Origin of the sequence: Cohnella sp. LGH, assembly GCF_017671885.1 — a bacterium.
In the GTDB taxonomy this organism is placed as follows: Bacteria; Bacillota; Bacilli; order Paenibacillales; family Paenibacillaceae; genus Cohnella; species Cohnella phaseoli.
The window spans coordinates 6157743-6175095 of record NZ_CP072117.1 but is presented as its reverse complement, the minus strand read 5'-3'; the positions used below and the strand labels follow the sequence as shown (position 1 = coordinate 6175095).

Sequence of the window (17353 nt, the reverse complement as noted above, 5' to 3'; positions counted from 1 at the left end):
GATGAGATATATGGCTTCGTTTGACATCGGCACCACGAATGTCAAGGGAATATTAGTCACGAGCGATGCGGGCATTTTCCTGGAAAACAACGTGGAGCTTCGCGTTATCCGTCATGAAGACGCGGTGGAGCAAGAGCCGATCGAATGGTACGACGCGGTGAAGAAGATTGCGGCTTCGTGGTTCAAGGTCGGCATCAAGGCGGCGGACATTGGTTTGCTGACGTTCAGCGGACAGATGCAGGATTGCATTCCGGTAGGCGAAGACCTCCAACCTTTGCGTCCGGCCATTCTGTATTCCGACGGACGCGCGTCCGAGCAGGCGCGGCGAATGCTGGAGGAGCTTGGCGAGAGCGGCATTCAGGATCGGACGATGAATCCGTTCGACGGATCGCTTACTTTTCCGAAAATCATGTGGCTGAAGGAGCGGGAGGAACAAACGTATCGCCAAACGCGCAGCTTCCTTGTCAGCTCCAAGGATTACGTGATCGCCCGGTTAACGGGGGAATGCGTGACCGATCCGACTTCCGCGGCCACGACCGGCTGCATGGACGTCCGTACCCGCGAATGGATCGGTTCCTGGCTGGAGCGCTACGGCGTGGATGCGGCCAAAATGCCGAAAATCGCCGCTGCGGACAGCATCGTCGGGAAGGTGACTGCGGAAGCGGCCGTCGCAACGGGCTTCGCCGCAGGAACCCCAGTGCTGTGCGGAATAGGCGACGCCGGGGCGGCGACGCTCGGAGCGGGCGTATACGAGGAAGGCGAGGTTTACTCCTATATCGGGACGACGGGCTGGGTCGCGGGCGCTTCTTCGGGCTTCCTCGACGTACAGAGCGGCGCTTTTAACCTTTCCTACGTGGAAGACGGACGGCAGATCTCCATCGCTCCGCTGTCCAATGCGGGAAGCGCCCATCAGTGGGCGGTCGGCGCATTCGGGTCCGGCAGCAAAGTAGGCGACACGATGTCGTACAAGCTGTTCGACCGGGCAGTGGAACAGACCGAACGGGGCGTTGACGAAGTGCTGTTCCTGCCCTATCTGAACGGTGAACGCTGTCCGGTTCAGGACGCGGAAGCGAGCGGCTGCTTTATCGGCCTTAAGCCGACTACGACCCGGGAGCGGATGGGGACGGCCGTGCTGGAAGGCGTAGCCTATTCGATGCGCCAAGTGCTTGAACTGGTCGCCAAGCGGCAGGAGGACGGAAGCCTGCGGGTTACCCTAATCGGCGGCGGAGCGAAAAGCAAGATCTGGTGCCAGATTATGGCGGACGTACTAGGCTGCGAGCTTGTCGTTCCGAAGGATTCGCAATACTTGCCGTCCCTCGGCGCAGCCGCGCTCGGATTCCGCCATGCGGGCTGGAGCGAGGACTATTCGTCGGCAGGCCGGGCGTTCAAGGAACTGAAGAACGCGACGGTCTACGAGCCCGACGAGAAATTGCGGGCGCATTACGACCGCCAATACGAGAAATACAAGCGGATGTATCCCGCCGTCGCTCCGTTATTCGCGGAGTAAGCTGCGGAGCCGCTGCCATGGCCCGAAGCAAGCCCGGTCCCCGTTGGGACTTGGCGCAATCGCTTCGGGCTCTTCGGCGTTGGATGAGCAGGCGGGCTATACTATAATAGGAAGGATAACATTGTCGATAAGGGAGCCTGAAGCATGGCGAAACAAAAGCAGCAGTCACTGCAGCAGCAAGAACGGCAGCAGCCTCAGCAAGAACCGAAATACGCGCAGCTGCATCTGGGGCAACCCGCCCCGGACTTCGAGCTTCCCGCCACGAACGGCGGAACGGTTAAGCTGAGCGATTATCGCGGCCGCAAAGTGGTGCTCTATTTTTATCCGAAGGATATGACTCAGGCCTGTACGCAGCAAGCCTGCGATTTCCGGGACGCCAGCTCCGAATATGAAGGTCTGGGCGCCGTCGTTCTCGGCATCAGCACGGATGAGCTCAAAAGGCACTACAAGTTTACGGAGAAGTACGAGCTGCCCTTCCTGCTGCTGTCGGACCCGGAGCATCGCGTCTGCGAGCTGTACGGCGTATGGCAGGATAAACAGCTATATGGCCGAACTTACATGGGTATCGTGAGGTCTACGTTTCTGATCGATGAACAGGGGAGACTGGCGCAGGAATGGCGCAATATCCGGGTCAAAGGACATGTAGACAATGTGAAGCAGGCTCTTGCGGGAGAATGAAGCTTTCGAAAATTAACGGTAGCCGCAGAAGTTGGAATGTGATAGAATCCTTTAAACAGGAGATGATCAGATGAATTCGAGGCCGAAGGTTTCTTTCCGAACCTTAAACCGCACGAAGCTCGTGGATGACGTCGTCGCGCAGCTTCAGAAGAAAATTTCCGGGGGAGAGCTGAAGGAAGGGGATAAAATCCCGACCGAGCCGGAGCTGATGGAGCAATTCGGAGTGGGCCGATCCACGATTCGCGAAGCAGTGCGCGTGCTCGTGCACGCTGGGCTGCTGGAGAAGAAGCAAGGCTTCGGCACTTATCTGAAGCGTACCGCCGTTATTCAAGAGCCGCTGGATAGCAGGCTGCGCAGAGCGGAGATCATGGAAGTGTACGAGGTTCGGAAGATGATGGAGCTGGAGATTGCCAGGCTTGCCGCGGAGCGCCGGGACGAGGACGATCTCGCCGCGATCAAGGAGTACCTGGACACGCGAAATCTGGCTTTGGCCAACGACGACATCAAGACGTACATCGAGGCTGATATCCAGTTTCATATCGCGGTAGCCATCGCCAGCAAAAATGCGGTAGTCATCGATCTGTACAAAACGTTTTCTGTATTCATACGCGAGACGCTGGCCACCATCTTCGCCAACCCCGAAGGGCACAATCCGCAGACGGAGGCGCACATCCAGCTGTATGAAAGCATTCGCGACGGCAATGCGGAGGCGGCCGTAGCAAGCGCGTCCCGCTACTTGAAGGGAACGCTGCATGAATTGTTTGGCGAGACGAATTAACCCGTCTCGAGGTTTGCCATTAAACATCAGATGATAAGATGTTTAATCTATTTTACCACGTAAGGATGATGCATACATGAGCTCCACAACAGCAAGTATCGGGCAGCAGGCCCGGCATATGACCGTCTTTTCCGTTTTGTTCATGATCAGCTCCGTGCACTTATTGAATGATGCGATTCAGTCCGTCGTCCCTGCCATGTTTCCGATTTTACACGAGTCGCTTAACCTGTCGTTCTCGCAGATCGGCTTGATCGGTTTTGCGCTGAACGTGACCGCTTCGATTTTGCAGCCGCTGATCGGCCTGTATACCGATACGAAACCGAAGCCGTATTTGCTGCCTATCGGCATTTTGTTCACACTCGCGGGGGTGGTCGGGCTTGCGTTCGCGCCGTCCTTCCTCTATATTATGCTTGCCGTTATTCTGATCGGGATCGGCTCGTCGGTGCTCCATCCGGAGTCGTCGCGGGTTGCTTACTTGGCTGCGGGCCCTCGGCGCGGGCTGGCGCAGTCGATTTTTCAGGTCGGCGGCAATATGGGCCAGGCGCTTGCGCCGGTCATGACCGCATTGATTTTCGTTCCGCTGGGGCAAAAAGGAGTCGCTTGGTTCGCGATCGCCGCCATCGTCGCTTTGATCATTCAGACGAAGGTCGCTCATTGGTATAAAGCCAATCTCATTGCTAGTCCGAAGCCAGCCAAGAAGGAGGCGGTTTCCGGTCCTGTCGGAGCAAGGGGGGCGATCGTCGGCGTCTCGTTGGTTATTCTGCTGATGCTGCTGTTCTCCAAATTCGTATATCTCTCCAGCATGACGGGCTTCTACTCGTTCTACGCGATCGATCGTTTCGGCATTTCGGTCGACCAGGCGCAGTTGATATTGTTCGCTCTGCTGTTTGCCGGCATGGCGGGAACGTTTTTTGGCGGACCGCTGGCGGATCGGTTAGGACGGCGCAACATGATCTGGTTCTCGATATTGGGCACGGCTCCGTTTTCTCTGTTGCTTCCCTTTGTTCATAGCGTGTTCTGGGCGGTCGTATTGTGTATCTTTATCGGATTTATTTTAATGTCGGGCTTCTCGGTTATCGTCGTCTATGCGCAGGAGCTGCTGCCGAATAAAGTCGGCACGGTCTCCGGACTTGTGTTCGGAGTGTCGTTCGGACTTGGCGGAGTCGGCTCGGCCGTACTCGGGAAAGTGGCGGACGTGTCCGGCATCGATCTGGTCATTCAAGTGTGCGCTTATTTGCCGCTGCTCGGTTTACTGGCCGCCTTCCTGCCGACGGATCGCAAGCTGCATGCGCTGTCTGCCGGAGCCGGGTCGTCGCCGGTAATTGCCAAAGCATAAAGCATCAGGCTTGTGCCAGCCGTTGCCGAGAGCGGAGCTATAGAAGGGGTGAACGAACATTGAAGAAGGCTATCATCGAAGTCGATAACCTATCTTGGCGCAGGGAGCAGAAGACGCTTCTGCACAATGTCAACTGGACGGTGAACAAGGGGGAGCATTGGGCGATTTTGGGGCTGAACGGCTCCGGTAAAACGACGCTGCTCAACATGATCAACGGTTATCTATGGCCAACGACGGGAACGGTCAGCGTCTTCGAAGAGCAATTCGGTACGATCGACCTGCGCGAGCTGCGCAAATCGATCGGCTGGGTCAGCTCCTCTTTACAGGAAAGGCTGTCTGCCGGAGACAAGGCGCAGTCTGTCGTGATGAGCGGCAAGTTCGCTTCAATCGGCTTGTACGACGAGCCGACGAAGGAAGACGAGGAATACGCGATCGAGCTTATGGGACAGCTGCGCTGCTCTCATCTGATCGATCGGAGGTACCAGACCTGCTCGCAAGGGGAGAAGCAGAAGCTGCTCATTGCCAGAGCGCTTATGGCGTCTCCGAAACTGCTTATTCTCGACGAACCCTGCAACGGGCTCGATTTCATATCCCGGGAGCAGCTGCTTTCCAGTATCGAGCGGCTAGCGCAGCGGCCCGACGCGCCTACTCTTATTTACGTTACGCATCATACGGAGGAGATTGTGCCGATTTTCGGCCACTGTCTGCTCATGCGCAGAGGGGAAGTATTCCAAACGGGCAAAACGAAGGAAGTGCTGACGGAATCGACTTTGACCGAGTTTTTCGAAACCGGCATTTCCGTGCATTGGCATAACGACCGGGCGATTCTGACATGGACGGGGCATGAGCAATATCAAGAGCTTGATTAATGAACGGTCATCCGATCAATCGGCGGCTGCGGATGCGTACGCCCTTCTCCTTGACGCTGTCTAAGCCGCAAAGCTATAATAGCTTCAATTGATTGAGAGGGGCTCGGTTTAAACAGTGACTAACAACCAGTATGAAATGATCGTCGTACTCGATTTCGGCGGACAGTACAACCAGCTGATCGCCAGACGCATTCGCGATTTGGGCGTATATAGCGAGTTGCTTCCATTTAATACGTCGGCGGACAAGCTTCGCGAGATGGCTCCTAAGGGGATTGTTTTCTCGGGCGGACCGGCTAGCGTCTATGCGGAAGGAGCGCCTACGGTCGATCCGGCGATTTACGAGCTTGGCGTGCCGATCTTCGGCATTTGCTACGGCATGCAATTGATCACGCATCAGCAGGGCGGCAAAGTCGAACCGGCGCACAAACGCGAGTACGGAAAATCGGACATCGATTTCGCGGAAGGCTCGGCGCTTGCGCAAGGACTGGATAGCCGTCAGACGGTATGGATGAGCCACGGCGATCATGTTACGGAGCTGCCGACCGGCTTCCGCGTCGATGCGAGCACGGAACATGCTCCGGTTGCGGCAATGAGCAACCCGGACCGCCGAATTTTCGCGGTACAGTTCCACCCGGAAGTACGACACTCCGTGCACGGCAATGAAATGATCGGCAACTTCCTGTTCAAAGTGTGCGGCTGTAAAGGCGACTGGACGATGGGCTCGTTTATCGACGATATGATTGCGGAGATTCGTCAGGAAGTCGGAGACAAGAAGGTGCTGTGCGCCTTGTCCGGCGGTGTGGATTCTTCCGTCGTCGCCATTCTGATTCACAAGGCGATCGGAGATCAACTGACCTGTATGTTCATCGATCACGGCCTGCTGCGCAAAGGCGAAGCCGAGAGCGTCATGGAGACGTTCGTTGGCAAATTCGGCATGAATGTCGTGAAGATCGATGCAAGCGAGCGGTTCCTCGGCAACTTGAAGGGCGTAGACGATCCGGAGAAAAAACGCAAGCTGATCGGCAACGACTTCATCCGCGTGTTCGAGGAGGAGTCGGCGAAGTTTGACGACTTTACCTTCCTCGCTCAAGGCACGCTGTACACCGACATCGTCGAGAGCGGCACGGCGACGGCCCAGACGATCAAGTCCCACCATAATGTAGGCGGCTTGCCGGAGGACATGAAGTTCAAGCTGATCGAGCCGCTTAAGACGCTGTTCAAGGACGAGGTGCGCAAGGTCGGCGCGGAATGCGGTTTGCCGGAAGCGATCGTGATGCGTCAGCCGTTCCCGGGACCGGGACTGGCGATCCGCGTGCTGGGCGAAGTGACCGAGGACAAGCTGGAAATCGTGCGCGAATCCGACGCGATTCTGCGCGACGAGATTGCCAAAGCGGGGCTTGACCGCGAGATTTGGCAGTATTTTACGGCGTTGCCGGGCATGAAGAGCGTTGGCGTAATGGGCGACGGACGCACGTATTCCTATACTGTGGGCATTCGCGCGGTGACGTCCATCGACGGCATGACCGCCGACTGGGCGCGCATTCCGTGGGACGTACTGGAGAAAATCTCCGTGCGCATCGTCAACGAAGTACAGAACGTCAACCGCGTCGTGTACGACATTACGTCCAAGCCTCCGGCTACGATTGAGTGGGAATAAGCTGGATGTGCAGCTATAGGCGTTAAAAAAATAACTCTCTTCTGTTTGCGTAGTTCAGCAAATGGGAGGGAGTTTTTTAATATTAAAAACAAGGCCGAATTGTTGCTCCGGGCTACTGCTATACGATATGATGAGGTTATATCAAGAGATTCGGACATACATCAAAGGAATTGAAAAAAAACGGATTGGAGGGGAAGAATAATGGAAGAGTTAAAAGCGTTGCTTCAAGGGATGCATGCAGAGTTTAGCAAGGTGAGTGAGCGGCTTGAGGTGTTGGACGGGAAATTTGGAGAGCTGAGCGCGGAGTTTGGAAAGATGAACGAACGCCTTGATCGCCTTGAGGGACTGCCTACAGAATTTGATAAGGTGAATAAACGCCTTGATGGGCTGGACGGGAAATTTAAAAAGATGGACAAGCGTCTTGACGGGTTGGACGGGAAAGTTGAAAAGATGGACAAGCGTCTTGATGGGCTGGACGAGAAAGTTGAAAAGATGGACAAGCGTCTTGATCATCTCGAGGGGCTGCCGGGGAAATTTGGAAAGATGAGCGAACGTCTTGACGGATTCCACAAAGAGTTCGGAAAAATGGATGATCGTTTTGATCGTCTCGAAGGCTTGACCAGGCAAGGCAATGAAATCGGTACGCAATTAATTGCCAAAGTAGCGAACGTTAAAAGCGATGTTGAAGATGTAAAATCAGATACAAGGAAGATGAAAGAAGAGTTTCCGGTCATTAAGCAAATTATCAATAGCCATGATAATTATATTACACTCCATAAGTTTAGCAGCTGATCGCTTATAAGCGGACGGTCTTCTGTGGAAATTCTTCCAAAATAGAGAACATTTCTCCTCTGTAAATCGTCTGAATAATATCAGATTGATTTCCGGAGGTTTTTTACAAAATGATATTTTCTAAAGACCAATGGGTGAAATGGTTCGTGCTCGCATAGGGGAGTCTAATTATCTTGATCGTGTTGACCCAAATCGGTTACGCAGGAACGGATCGCGATTCTTATCCGGAACGGGTGAAAGAAGGCAAGCTCTATTACAATGTTCATCCTTCCTTTGCGGATGAGCAGAAGATGCAGCCTGAGGTGGCTGAGAAGCTGCTCACCAGTTGGAACGGGGTTGCCGATAAGCTGAACAGTATTATATCCGTAAAGGATTGGAAGTTGGTCAGCAGCGGAGATCTTGACCTGGAGCTGACGAACGGATTGCCGGATCAAGAAGTGTCGACCTTTAACGAAGCGCTTTTCAGCGATCAAAGGAAGTCCGAGTTGCAGAAAGGCGATCTCTATCCCGGCGCTTTGATCAGTCCGAACGAAGATCGTGTAATTTTGTTTTGGGAGAAATTTGACGGCAGCGCGGTGTATCTGCACATCGATTCCAAGACGGATTCCGACGGATCGCGAAGATGGTTCGTGAACGGCGAAGTCAATCGGATTGGAGTAAAAGAGACCTTGCAATTAGGATGATTTTGCTGAATACTGAAATCAGCCTAATAATTTAATGGACAATTAAAGGGGGGAGAAAATGGGTTCGATTCAAGCGCAAATTGATGAATTGAAGCGGACAACAGAGCAAGCAGGAGAAATGACAACGCAACTTCTTCAAAAGAACGGTAAAGCAATTTCTGCAATCGAGGAAGTAAGGGTAGAAGTTAAGGAATTGCGGCAGGAAATGAGATCAGGATTTCAGGCGATGGATGCGAAATTCGAGGCAATCAATACGAACTTTGAACGACTGTTCAATGAAATGAACAAGCTAAAAAATGATTCGGACGTTAAAACTAAAAAGTGGAAATTAGTAGAGATTGAATAACCTCTAATTGAAGAGAGCCGCGAGGCTCTTATATTTTTTTGTTGAGATCGGATTTTGTCGTACTGCCTCCAGCCGCTGGAGGTTTTTTTGTGCTCTGAAAGCTAGGGCCTTTCACCCCCTGCTTCGTCACTTTTGCTTGACGTCCACCCCGTTACGCCTTCACAAAAGTTCCTTGCATGGAACGAAAATTCGGCCAAATCTACTATCCTCGGTGTATGCATACACGCCCTATGGGCGGTAACGAAATAAACGTGCGCTTTACATGGGGGTGATTCGGCGGTGACAAAGCGGCGCTACTATGGTAAATGGTGGTTTGTCCACTGTAATCATCAGCTTTGGATAATCAGAGGAGCGTGAAGGTACGTGAAGTCTCAAGGTCGTCGCCTAATAAACAAATTATTCGCCGTTATGCTGTCGCTGACGGTGCTTGCGCCGTATGTGCCGCAAGCCGTTATCGGAGCGGATACGGCTTATGCGGCCCCGTCGGGTGTCGTTATGCTGGAGGATTTCGAGAACGGTTTGGGTAATGTCCGGTTGGAGAAAAAACGGGTGTTCGACGGCAGTCTGTCGCTCGAATCGAACCCGAAATACGTGCGCAACGGCGCTTATTCCGCGCGAATTGATTATGACATGATCGGGATCGAGGACAACCCGTCGCAAATCTCGATTGGCGCCGTCCCTTACACGATGCCGATTCAAGGCTATCCGCAAAAAATCGGCATGTGGGTATACGCCAACAAGGACGGCCATCTGCTTACGACCAAGTTCCGCGACGGAAACAGCAGTTCATTCGAAATGGAACATTACGCCGACGAGAGCGTTGGCATCGACTGGACGGGGTGGCGTTATCTCGAAGTCGACATCGAGCAGGGAAAGCCGGCCCCGATCGTGCTGGAGCTGTTTCTACAGATGAAGCAGAGAGACATTAACAAGAAAAATAAAGGCTCGATCTGGGTCGACGATATTCGGCTGATCTACGATCCTGTGGACGAGGATACGACGGTGCCGACTCTTGCCGCCGTTTATCCAACTCCCGATCAGACGGTGAACGCGCCGATATCGGAAATTTCGCTGGCCGCGTCCGACTTCGGAACCGGTATCGATCCGGCGTCTTTGCGTCTGACGATTGACGGCCGACCTTTTGCGCCGTCCGCTTTCGAGAACGGCGTTGCCGTGTTCTCGCCAGGCGCGGCGATGAGCGGGGGTTACCATGAAGCCGTTGCCGAGGCGCGCGACTTGGCGGGCAACCCTGCGCGAATCGAATATACGTTCCGAGTCGAGCACGGCGAGCGCCTGGCCATGACGGCTCCCGCGGAAGCGAAGAGCGGAGTGCCGTTTCATGTCCTGTTGCAGGCTCAGGACATCAGCGTAGCGGAAAGCGTTTATGCGACGATCCAGTTCGATCCCGCGACGTTGCAAGCGCGCAATGTCGCAGAACTCGCAGATCTGATCGGCGTGCACACCGACATCGATAATGTGGGAGGCAGCGTAAAATTCAGCGCCGCAGGGCTGAACGGAGTTTCCGCCGCACCGCTGGCCAACATCGAATTCGAAGTGAACCGGAACGCCAAGATGGAACGCGGAGAAACGTATAAGAGCGTGCGAATGATCGAAGGCGGCTTAGGCTATGCGGGCGACGTTTCTATTCCTTCCTTCGCCGCTCCGATCCGCTACGGCCTCGGCTTCGCTTACCAATTGGAAGCAAACGGAACGTCGCTCGGGACGGAAAGCGTCTTTACGGTGAAGGACGGCAACGGCGCGCCAGTTCAAGGTGCGCGGATTGAGTTCACGGACCCGAACGGTCCGCAAACCTACGTCGCCGTAACCGCTCCTCAATCGAAGGTGTACACAAACGCAGACTCGTCTTCGGCGGTTAAGCTGGAGCTGGGACAAGGCCGTCAACTGCTCGCTACTGTAGGCGCAACATCCGGGTTCGTCCAAGCGTTCCTGCCCGACGGCAGCGGAATGGGCTGGATTCCGTCTGGCGACGTTCAGCAAGAAGATCTTGCACAAGGAATCGGGTTGACAGACGCGCTAGGCCAAGTTCGTACGAAACTGGCGACGCTGGCTAAGGGCGTATGGTTCCTTCAGGCGGTCAAAGACAACGGATTAAGCGAGCGCCTAACATTTGCCGTCGTCCCTCAATTCGGGCCGGAACGACCGCTATACGTCCAGACCTATGTGAGCGAGGACATGGCGACGAAGCTTAGCGTTGCCTGGCAGACGGCTCCTTCCGTTCCGCAAAATTATATTCAGTACGTGAAGGAAAGCGAGCTTCCGCAAGGCAATCCGGAATTGGCTGAGGGCCATGCTACTGCGGCCGCAGCGAATTCCGTGCTCCAATTGCTCAGCCAAACGGAAAATGGGCCTAAAGGAGAGATTCGTTTCCACCAAGCGCTCGTCTCCGGTCTGCAGCCGAATACGAAGTATTACTATCGCGTCGGCTATGAAGGACATTGGAGCGATTGGTACGGCTACAGTACGGCTCCGTCCGGCCAGAATACGCCTGTGTCGTTCGTGTTCGTCACCGATTCGCATACGAAGGAAGACAACGGTCTTGAAATCTATCAGAGGCTGATGGGCAACGTTTTCGAAAATTATCCGAATACCCGATTCGTCATGCACGGCGGCGACATCGTGGACAATGGCGGCGCGTTGAACGAATGGAACCGATTCTGGGAGGCTTCCTCGATCTACGCCACTTCCGTACCTTCGGCCCAGGCGATCGGCAATCATGACGTGAAGAGCGAAGGCAAGGACGTTTTCACCAGAGGAACCGGCTTCCCGGACAACGGTCCGGACACGCAGAAGAAATACGCTTATTCGTTCGATACGGGGAACGCGCACTTTGTCGTGCTCAATTCCGAGGCGACCGAGGAAAATATGATCAAGCAGGCGGAATGGCTGGAAGCGGATCTGGCCAAGAGCAAGAAAAAGTGGAAGGTCGCGATGTTCCATCGGCCTGCTTACCATACCGAGGCGGGACGGGACAAGCTGATCGAATACACGCAAACCTATTTCGCTCCGATTCTTGAAAAGCAGGGAGTCGACCTTGTGCTCGTCGGGCACGATCACGTCTATGCTCGCACGTATCCGATGAAGCAGGGCCAGCCGCTTAAAAACGGAGAAAGAGGCACGCTTTACTTGGACGGCGGAGCGTCGGGCTGGAAGTTCTACGACGGAACGAAATACGATTATCTCGATTTTGTATTCGACGACAACGTTGCGGTATACTCCGCCATCGAGATCGGTCAAGATCGGATACAGATTCAAGCCCGTACGGATAATGGGGATCTCGTGGACGACCATACGATCGTGAAGAAGGACTCGTCCCCAAGCACTCCTTCCCCGGGCACCCCGTTTACGGGAGGTCCATCCGGCGGCGCGAAACCGAATCCGCAGCCGGAAACGTCCGTCAACGAGTCGGGCTTGCCGATTCGTTCTGTGACCGAGGCCGAATGGGCTCAAACGCAATCTGCAGGCAAGCTGACTGTTGACCTAACCGGAGCGGGCGGAGAGGTACGGCTTCCGGCGAATGCGGGAGACGCGCTTAAAACCGGAGGGCTGGAGCTGACGTTGGGAGGCTCCCTGGTTCTGAAGCTGTCCCCGGCGCAATTGCGGTCGGCGGCTGCGGGACTTGGGAATGGCGATCTGCTGGCGCTTGAAGTCGTCGTGGACGATGCGACGAAGTCGGCCGAGCGCGTACGTCAGGCGCAGCAGAAGGAGAAAGCGGCGTTGGAGCGGGTCGGCGGAGCCTTCCGGATCAGCCTGTCCTCGGTTGATACAGACGGTAAGCGGGCGCATAAGAACGGAGCTGCGAATGCGACGCTGACGATTCCCGCGGGAACGAAGAACAAGCTGACAGGCGTGTACGAGATTGCCGCCGATGGAACGGCGACGTACGTGAAGGGCAAGAGAACGGCTAACGGAACGGAAGTCGATCTCGTCCCAGGTCGCACCTATATGCTGCTTGACTACAAAATGAGCTATGCGGATCTGCCGTCCGGTCACTGGGCATACGAGTATGTCGCGCAGCTGGCAGCCAGTCGCAGCGTCAACGGAATCGACGGAGAGCGATTCGCGCCGAATCGCGAAGTGACGCGCGCCGAATTCACCGCGATGCTTGTCCGCGAGCTGGGGCTGCAAGCTTCGAGCCCGGCTGGCTTCGCGGACGTGGCTCAAAGGACTTGGTATGCGGAAGCGATAGCCGCCGCGAAGGAAGCGGGATTGGTGAACGGCTCTTCAGGCAGCGCCTTCCGGCCGAATGCGGGCATTTCCCGTCAGGAAATGGCGGCTATGATCGTCAGAGCGTATGAGATTCTGCATGGCACGACTGTGCAGAAAGCAAGCGGAGGCAATACGTTCTCCGACATGAGCGGAGCTCAAGCGTGGGCGAAGGAAGCGGTAGCCAAAGCGCACGAGCTGGGGCTGGTGAACGGCAGCGGGAACGGCAAGTTTCGCCCGCTGGCAGGCGGAACCCGCGCGGAGTCGGCGAAGCTGATCGTGGCGCTGCTCGAATCGCGACCGTAACCGCAATCGCAGTCACAATCACAATCGAAACCCCCTCGCACAATCGATAGATCGCAGTCGCTTCGGGCCGCAGCCCGGGGCGATTGTTGTATTTTCCATCCACCATATGCTTTGTTTTCGCTTTCAATAGATGTTTCGACAAGGTTCCCACTAGACAAGAAAGCAATTTCCGAACATTACATCCGCTTACTAGCACTGAATATACGTAAATAATCGTTGACATCGAAGGGCTTTCGACCTAGAATATGTGATGGACAAGCAACAACTGAATAATCTTTTCGTATAATCCCGGGAATCGGCCCGGGAGTCTCTACGAGGTCACCGCAAATGATCTGTCTACGAAAAGGGAAGCAGACCGAGGGGCGATTGCGCCTATCGGAATGATTTTCCCGGTTGTGCGGAACCTAGAGGAGAAGTCTTCTGGGTTTTTTATGTTTGGTTTAGTTCCAATTCATTCAAATTTTGAAGGGAGAGTTTATGGGAACATGGAAAGTTTCTTTAAGCTGAAGGAACTGGGAACGAACGTACGCACGGAGATCATGGCAGGGATTACGACCTTCATGACGATGGCTTACATTCTAGTCGTTAACCCAGGCATTTTATCGGGAGCGGGACTGTCTTTCGAGTCCGTATTCCTGGCAACCGCGTTGGCGGCTGGTATTTTTACGATCGCAATGGGCTTGTTCGTTAACTTTCCGGTTGCGCTCGCTCCGGGGATGGGCCTGAACGCCTTCTTCGCGACAACGGTCATCACCTCCAAGGCGACCGGTCACGAGATTACGGCGGAGATGGGCTTGGCGGCCGTATTTATTTCGGGGATTATTTTCTTCATCCTAACGGTAACGCAGGTTCGACAGATTCTGGTCGTGGCCATTCCGGATGCGCTGAAGCATGCGATTACGGTTGGTATCGGTTTGTTTATCGCGATCGTAGGCATGAAAAACAGCGGCCTGATGTCGATCATTACGTTCGAAGATGGCGGAACGCTGTTGACGATGGGACATCTGAAGGATCCTACGGTGTGGCTGACCATCGTGGGCCTGGGCATTATCGCCCTGCTGATGGTACTGCGCGTTAAAGGCGCGATTCTGATCGGTATGTTGGTTATTACGTTGCTTGGCGCTCTTCCGGGCGTTGACCTTGTTCACTTTAATACATTGAAGGAAGCAAGCTGGACTCCGAACTTCGGCGAGCTGAACTTCTGGCATATGGATTTCGCCGATCTGTTTACGACGGGCTTGCTGACGGCGATCGCTACCTTCACGTTCGTAGAATTGTTTGATACATTCGGAACCTTGGTCGGTACGGCCAACAGAGCCGGATTTTTCAAAAATAAAGAAGAAGGCAACAAAAAAGTCGGCAAAGCGATGTTCGTGGACTCTCTTGCAGTCAGCGGCGGTGCGATGCTCGGCACAAGTACGGTAACGGCTTACGTAGAAAGCTCTGCGGGGATCGCCGAAGGCGGACGCTCCGGTCTGACAGCAGTTACGACGGGCGCATGCTTCCTGCTTGCACTGTTCCTTTTGCCGCTGGCGCTGCTAATTCCGGGACCGGCTACAAGCGCGGCTCTGATCATCGTTGGCGTGCTCATGGTGCAATCGGTTAAAGAAATCGACTTTACGGATCTTGTCATCGGTATTCCGGCGTTCTTGACGGTTACGATCATGCCGTTCACGTACAATATCGCTAACGGGATTTCGTTCGGTATCGTTTCTTACGTGCTGCTGGCGTTCGTTGCCAATCTGGCCGGCGACAAAAAGCACAAAATCCACTGGCTCATGTGGGTGCTGTTCTTCATCGTTATCGCGCGCTACGTATTCGTAGGCGGAGAATAATCGCGTTTATGAGCCTTCGCGGGCTCATGGCATAAATCAACCCCGCTTCACTTCCGAATTGACGGAGGTGGGGCGGGGTTTTACTATGGATATGCGTAGATTAGACGGGAGATGAGAGGATGAAAATAAAGCAAACATTGCAAGAGATCGCCGAGCTGCTGCGGGACGAGCTTCCCGAGCTGGGCCATTCGCTGAATCCGCCGGCTTCCGAAGATGAGCTTCACAAGGCTGAGGAAGAGCTCGGATTTTCCTTGCCTACGGAGCTGTGGGAGCTCTATCTGACTCATAATGGAGAAAAAGAAGATGGCCCCGGTCTGTTTTTCGGCCTGCCGTTTCTTCCACTAGATGGAATGATGGCGGAGTGGAGAATCTGGGCGGATTTAGAGGAACAGATGGAGGGGCTGGAATCGGAGCATTACTCCGTTCCCGCAGGCTGGATTAAAGAGCAGTATATCAATCGCGGGTGGCTGCCGATCAGCAAAGATTGGGGCGGCAACAATTTAGGTGTCGACATAGACCCGGACCGGGAAGGAACAGCGGGGCAGATCATCAATTTCGGCCGCGACGAAGAAATCAAATACGTCATTGCCCGTAATCTCTCGCACTGGCTGCAATTTATTCACGATACGGCCAAAGCAGGCAATTATACTGTACATGAAGAGGACGAATACCGTCATTGGACATTGGGACGCGATAGCGGCACGCATCTGTTCGACACGATTCGCTCGCAGGAGCTCCCAGTGCTCGAACCGGTCCATTCCAAGACATCGGAAACGGACGCCGCGGAATGGATGAGCGGGCTCGATTCGGAGTGGCAAACCCGGGTCGCGAACAATGGAGGTACGCCGGAAAAATTTTTCGGGGCAAAAAGGCTGATGTTTATCCGCGAGGGGCTGACCGATATTTCTCCTCTAGGCCGCTGCAAGGAAGTAAGAGAGCTCGTTCTAAGCAGGAACGAAATTAGCTCCATTGCGCCATTAAGCGGCTGTACGCAGCTGAAGACTCTGTATCTGGGCGGCAATCCCGTTACGGATCTCCGTCCCTTGCAAGGTCTTGCGCACTTGAAGGAGCTGATTCTGCTCGAGTCCGCCGTTGCCGATCTATCCCCGTTAAGCGCGATGACCGGCCTGCAGTCGCTAGATGTTCAGCTAACGCCGGTTCGCGATTACTCTCCGCTGCGGCAGCTCGCAAGTCTGCGCGCTTTGAAAGTCAGCGACCCGGATGCGGAGCAGGTCCGCGAGCTGGCCGAGCTTAGGCAGCTTAAGGAGCTGACGATCACTCGACTGGGTGCCGGAGCCGAAAGCGAGCTGGAGGCATTAGGACAGCTGAGTAAGCTGGAAGCTCTTCACTTGGACGAGGTCAGCTTAAAGAGTCTTGATTTCTTGCGCAATTGCCGCAAGCTCCGGAAGGTCACGATCGCGGATTCGTCGGTACAGGACGCATCGGCTCTCGGCGAGTTGCCAAACCTGCATAGTTTGGAGCTGCAAGGCGGCCCCGAAATCGGCGGTTTGGAGAAGGTGGCGAAGTCGGCCTCGCTGAAGCGGGCGTCGGTTTCCTTCCCGCAATTCGCTCTGCTGACAAAGCATTCGGAGCGTTATATCGACTTTTCGACAATGAACGGCAAAATGACCGACGAAGAGTCTTCAATCTGGCATCGGTACTTGGATAGCGCCCGCGAATCGTCGCGTTAATTCGAATCGATTGACTTCAGGGAGGAAGGTCTTCACGCTCCGCCGGGATGCGGGGGACCTTTTCTCGGAAATTCAGAAAGGATAAAATCCATTGAAAATTTAAAACGGAAAGCCCATCTTAATCCGACAAAAAGGGTGAAAATGATCGATTTAAGCAGGAAAATCAGACTTATCTTTTCAAAATGAGTCATTTTGCGGAATTAAAGCGGGAAACCCGCTCTATTCGCCCTCGAAATAGTGCGGCAGAACTTTTAAAGCGGCTTTTCCGCCTTAGACTAACAAGTCGTTTACGCTAATCCTTGCCTGCACCGTCCAGAAAAAGTTGCTTCAGCGCCGCGGCTATATCGAAATCGATTGCGTGAAAAACCGAACATTAATAATCTTTATCAATGAAAGCGTTCGTCTTTGTTTGACAGTCCCCCGTGCTCTAAGGTAAACTTAGAAGCGTAAATAAGCAAAATGGCTTGCCTTTCGACAGGCAAGGCGCCAAGCGCGTATATGTCGGGAATCGGCCCGAACGTCTCTACCCGAAAACCCTAATTTTCGGACTACGCGGCAGTCGCAGGTGGCATAAAATAGAAGCGCGAACCCCATCAAGGTTCGGGCTTTGTCTTGTCGCTACGGGTGATCGTGTCGAAAGTGGAGAACGTA

General features: G+C 54.3%; 12 protein-coding genes and 2 riboswitches. All 12 genes read left to right on the top strand.

The genetic code is table 11. The annotated features are described in order from the left end of the window. Position 1: 1 nt before the first annotated feature. Positions 2-1507, top strand: coding sequence for a xylulokinase (locus tag J4772_RS25825; protein WP_209071984.1), 1506 nt, complete (start codon positions 2-4; stop codon positions 1505-1507). A gap of 144 nt (positions 1508-1651) precedes the next feature. Continuing rightward, entirely contained in the window at positions 1652-2185 is a 534-nt protein-coding gene (gene bcp, locus J4772_RS25820) for a thioredoxin-dependent thiol peroxidase (RefSeq protein ID WP_209071983.1), read from the top strand. 70 nt (positions 2186-2255) lie between these two features. After that, the gene (locus tag J4772_RS25815; RefSeq protein WP_116065189.1) at positions 2256-2963 is read left to right on the top strand and encodes a FadR/GntR family transcriptional regulator; all 708 of its coding nucleotides are present in this window, start codon (positions 2256-2258) and stop codon (positions 2961-2963) included. Positions 2964-3039: 76 nt separating this feature from the next. Continuing rightward, complete coding sequence (locus J4772_RS25810) at positions 3040-4299, top strand: MFS transporter (RefSeq protein WP_116065190.1); 1260 nt, start codon at positions 3040-3042, stop codon at positions 4297-4299. Between the two features lie 59 nt (positions 4300-4358). After that, positions 4359-5168, top strand: coding sequence for an ABC transporter ATP-binding protein (locus tag J4772_RS25805; protein WP_116065191.1), 810 nt, complete (start codon positions 4359-4361; stop codon positions 5166-5168). Between the two features lie 136 nt (positions 5169-5304). After that, positions 5305-6825, top strand: a complete 1521-nt coding sequence (gene guaA / locus J4772_RS25800; RefSeq protein ID WP_116065192.1) for a glutamine-hydrolyzing GMP synthase — start codon at positions 5305-5307, stop codon at positions 6823-6825. A 201-nt stretch (positions 6826-7026) separates the two neighbouring features. Further along, positions 7027-7617: a hypothetical protein gene (locus J4772_RS25795; protein ID WP_209071982.1), complete on the top strand. Its 591-nt coding sequence runs from the start codon at positions 7027-7029 to the stop codon at positions 7615-7617. 173 nt (positions 7618-7790) lie between these two features. Further along, a complete protein-coding gene (locus J4772_RS25790) occupies positions 7791-8300 on the top strand; it encodes a hypothetical protein (RefSeq protein ID WP_209071981.1) in 510 nt (169 codons plus the stop codon). Between the two features lie 58 nt (positions 8301-8358). Then, the gene (locus tag J4772_RS25785; RefSeq protein WP_209071980.1) at positions 8359-8646 is read left to right on the top strand and encodes a hypothetical protein; all 288 of its coding nucleotides are present in this window, start codon (positions 8359-8361) and stop codon (positions 8644-8646) included. Between the two features lie 363 nt (positions 8647-9009). Next, on the top strand, positions 9010-13176 hold the full coding sequence (locus tag J4772_RS25780) for an S-layer homology domain-containing protein (RefSeq protein WP_209071979.1): 4167 nt from the start codon (positions 9010-9012) through the stop codon (positions 13174-13176). A 258-nt stretch (positions 13177-13434) separates the two neighbouring features. After that, a riboswitch (purine riboswitch) is annotated at positions 13435-13535 on the top strand. A 126-nt stretch (positions 13536-13661) separates the two neighbouring features. Further along, positions 13662-15011, top strand: coding sequence for an NCS2 family permease (locus J4772_RS25775; RefSeq protein WP_116065196.1), 1350 nt, complete (start codon positions 13662-13664; stop codon positions 15009-15011). A gap of 119 nt (positions 15012-15130) precedes the next feature. Further along, positions 15131-16702, top strand: a complete 1572-nt coding sequence (locus tag J4772_RS25770) for an SMI1/KNR4 family protein (RefSeq protein ID WP_209071978.1) — start codon at positions 15131-15133, stop codon at positions 16700-16702. A 491-nt stretch (positions 16703-17193) separates the two neighbouring features. After that, positions 17194-17257, top strand: a riboswitch (purine riboswitch). Positions 17258-17353 lie beyond the last annotated feature (96 nt).

Excerpts from the sequence above, each read along its gene's own strand:
- J4772_RS25825 (WP_209071984.1), top strand. The coding sequence starts at position 2 with ATGAGATATATGGCTTCGTTTGACATCGGCACCACGAATGTCAAGGGA.
- bcp (WP_209071983.1), top strand. The coding sequence starts at position 1,652 with ATGGCGAAACAAAAGCAGCAGTCACTGCAGCAGCAAGAACGGCAGCAG.
- J4772_RS25815 (WP_116065189.1), top strand. The coding sequence starts at position 2,256 with ATGAATTCGAGGCCGAAGGTTTCTTTCCGAACCTTAAACCGCACGAAG.
- J4772_RS25810 (WP_116065190.1), top strand. The coding sequence starts at position 3,040 with ATGAGCTCCACAACAGCAAGTATCGGGCAGCAGGCCCGGCATATGACC.
- guaA (WP_116065192.1), top strand. The coding sequence starts at position 5,305 with ATGATCGTCGTACTCGATTTCGGCGGACAGTACAACCAGCTGATCGCC.
- J4772_RS25795 (WP_209071982.1), top strand. The coding sequence starts at position 7,027 with ATGGAAGAGTTAAAAGCGTTGCTTCAAGGGATGCATGCAGAGTTTAGC.
- J4772_RS25785 (WP_209071980.1), top strand. The coding sequence starts at position 8,359 with ATGGGTTCGATTCAAGCGCAAATTGATGAATTGAAGCGGACAACAGAG.
- J4772_RS25775 (WP_116065196.1), top strand. The coding sequence starts at position 13,662 with ATGGAAAGTTTCTTTAAGCTGAAGGAACTGGGAACGAACGTACGCACG.
- J4772_RS25770 (WP_209071978.1), top strand. The coding sequence starts at position 15,131 with ATGAAAATAAAGCAAACATTGCAAGAGATCGCCGAGCTGCTGCGGGAC.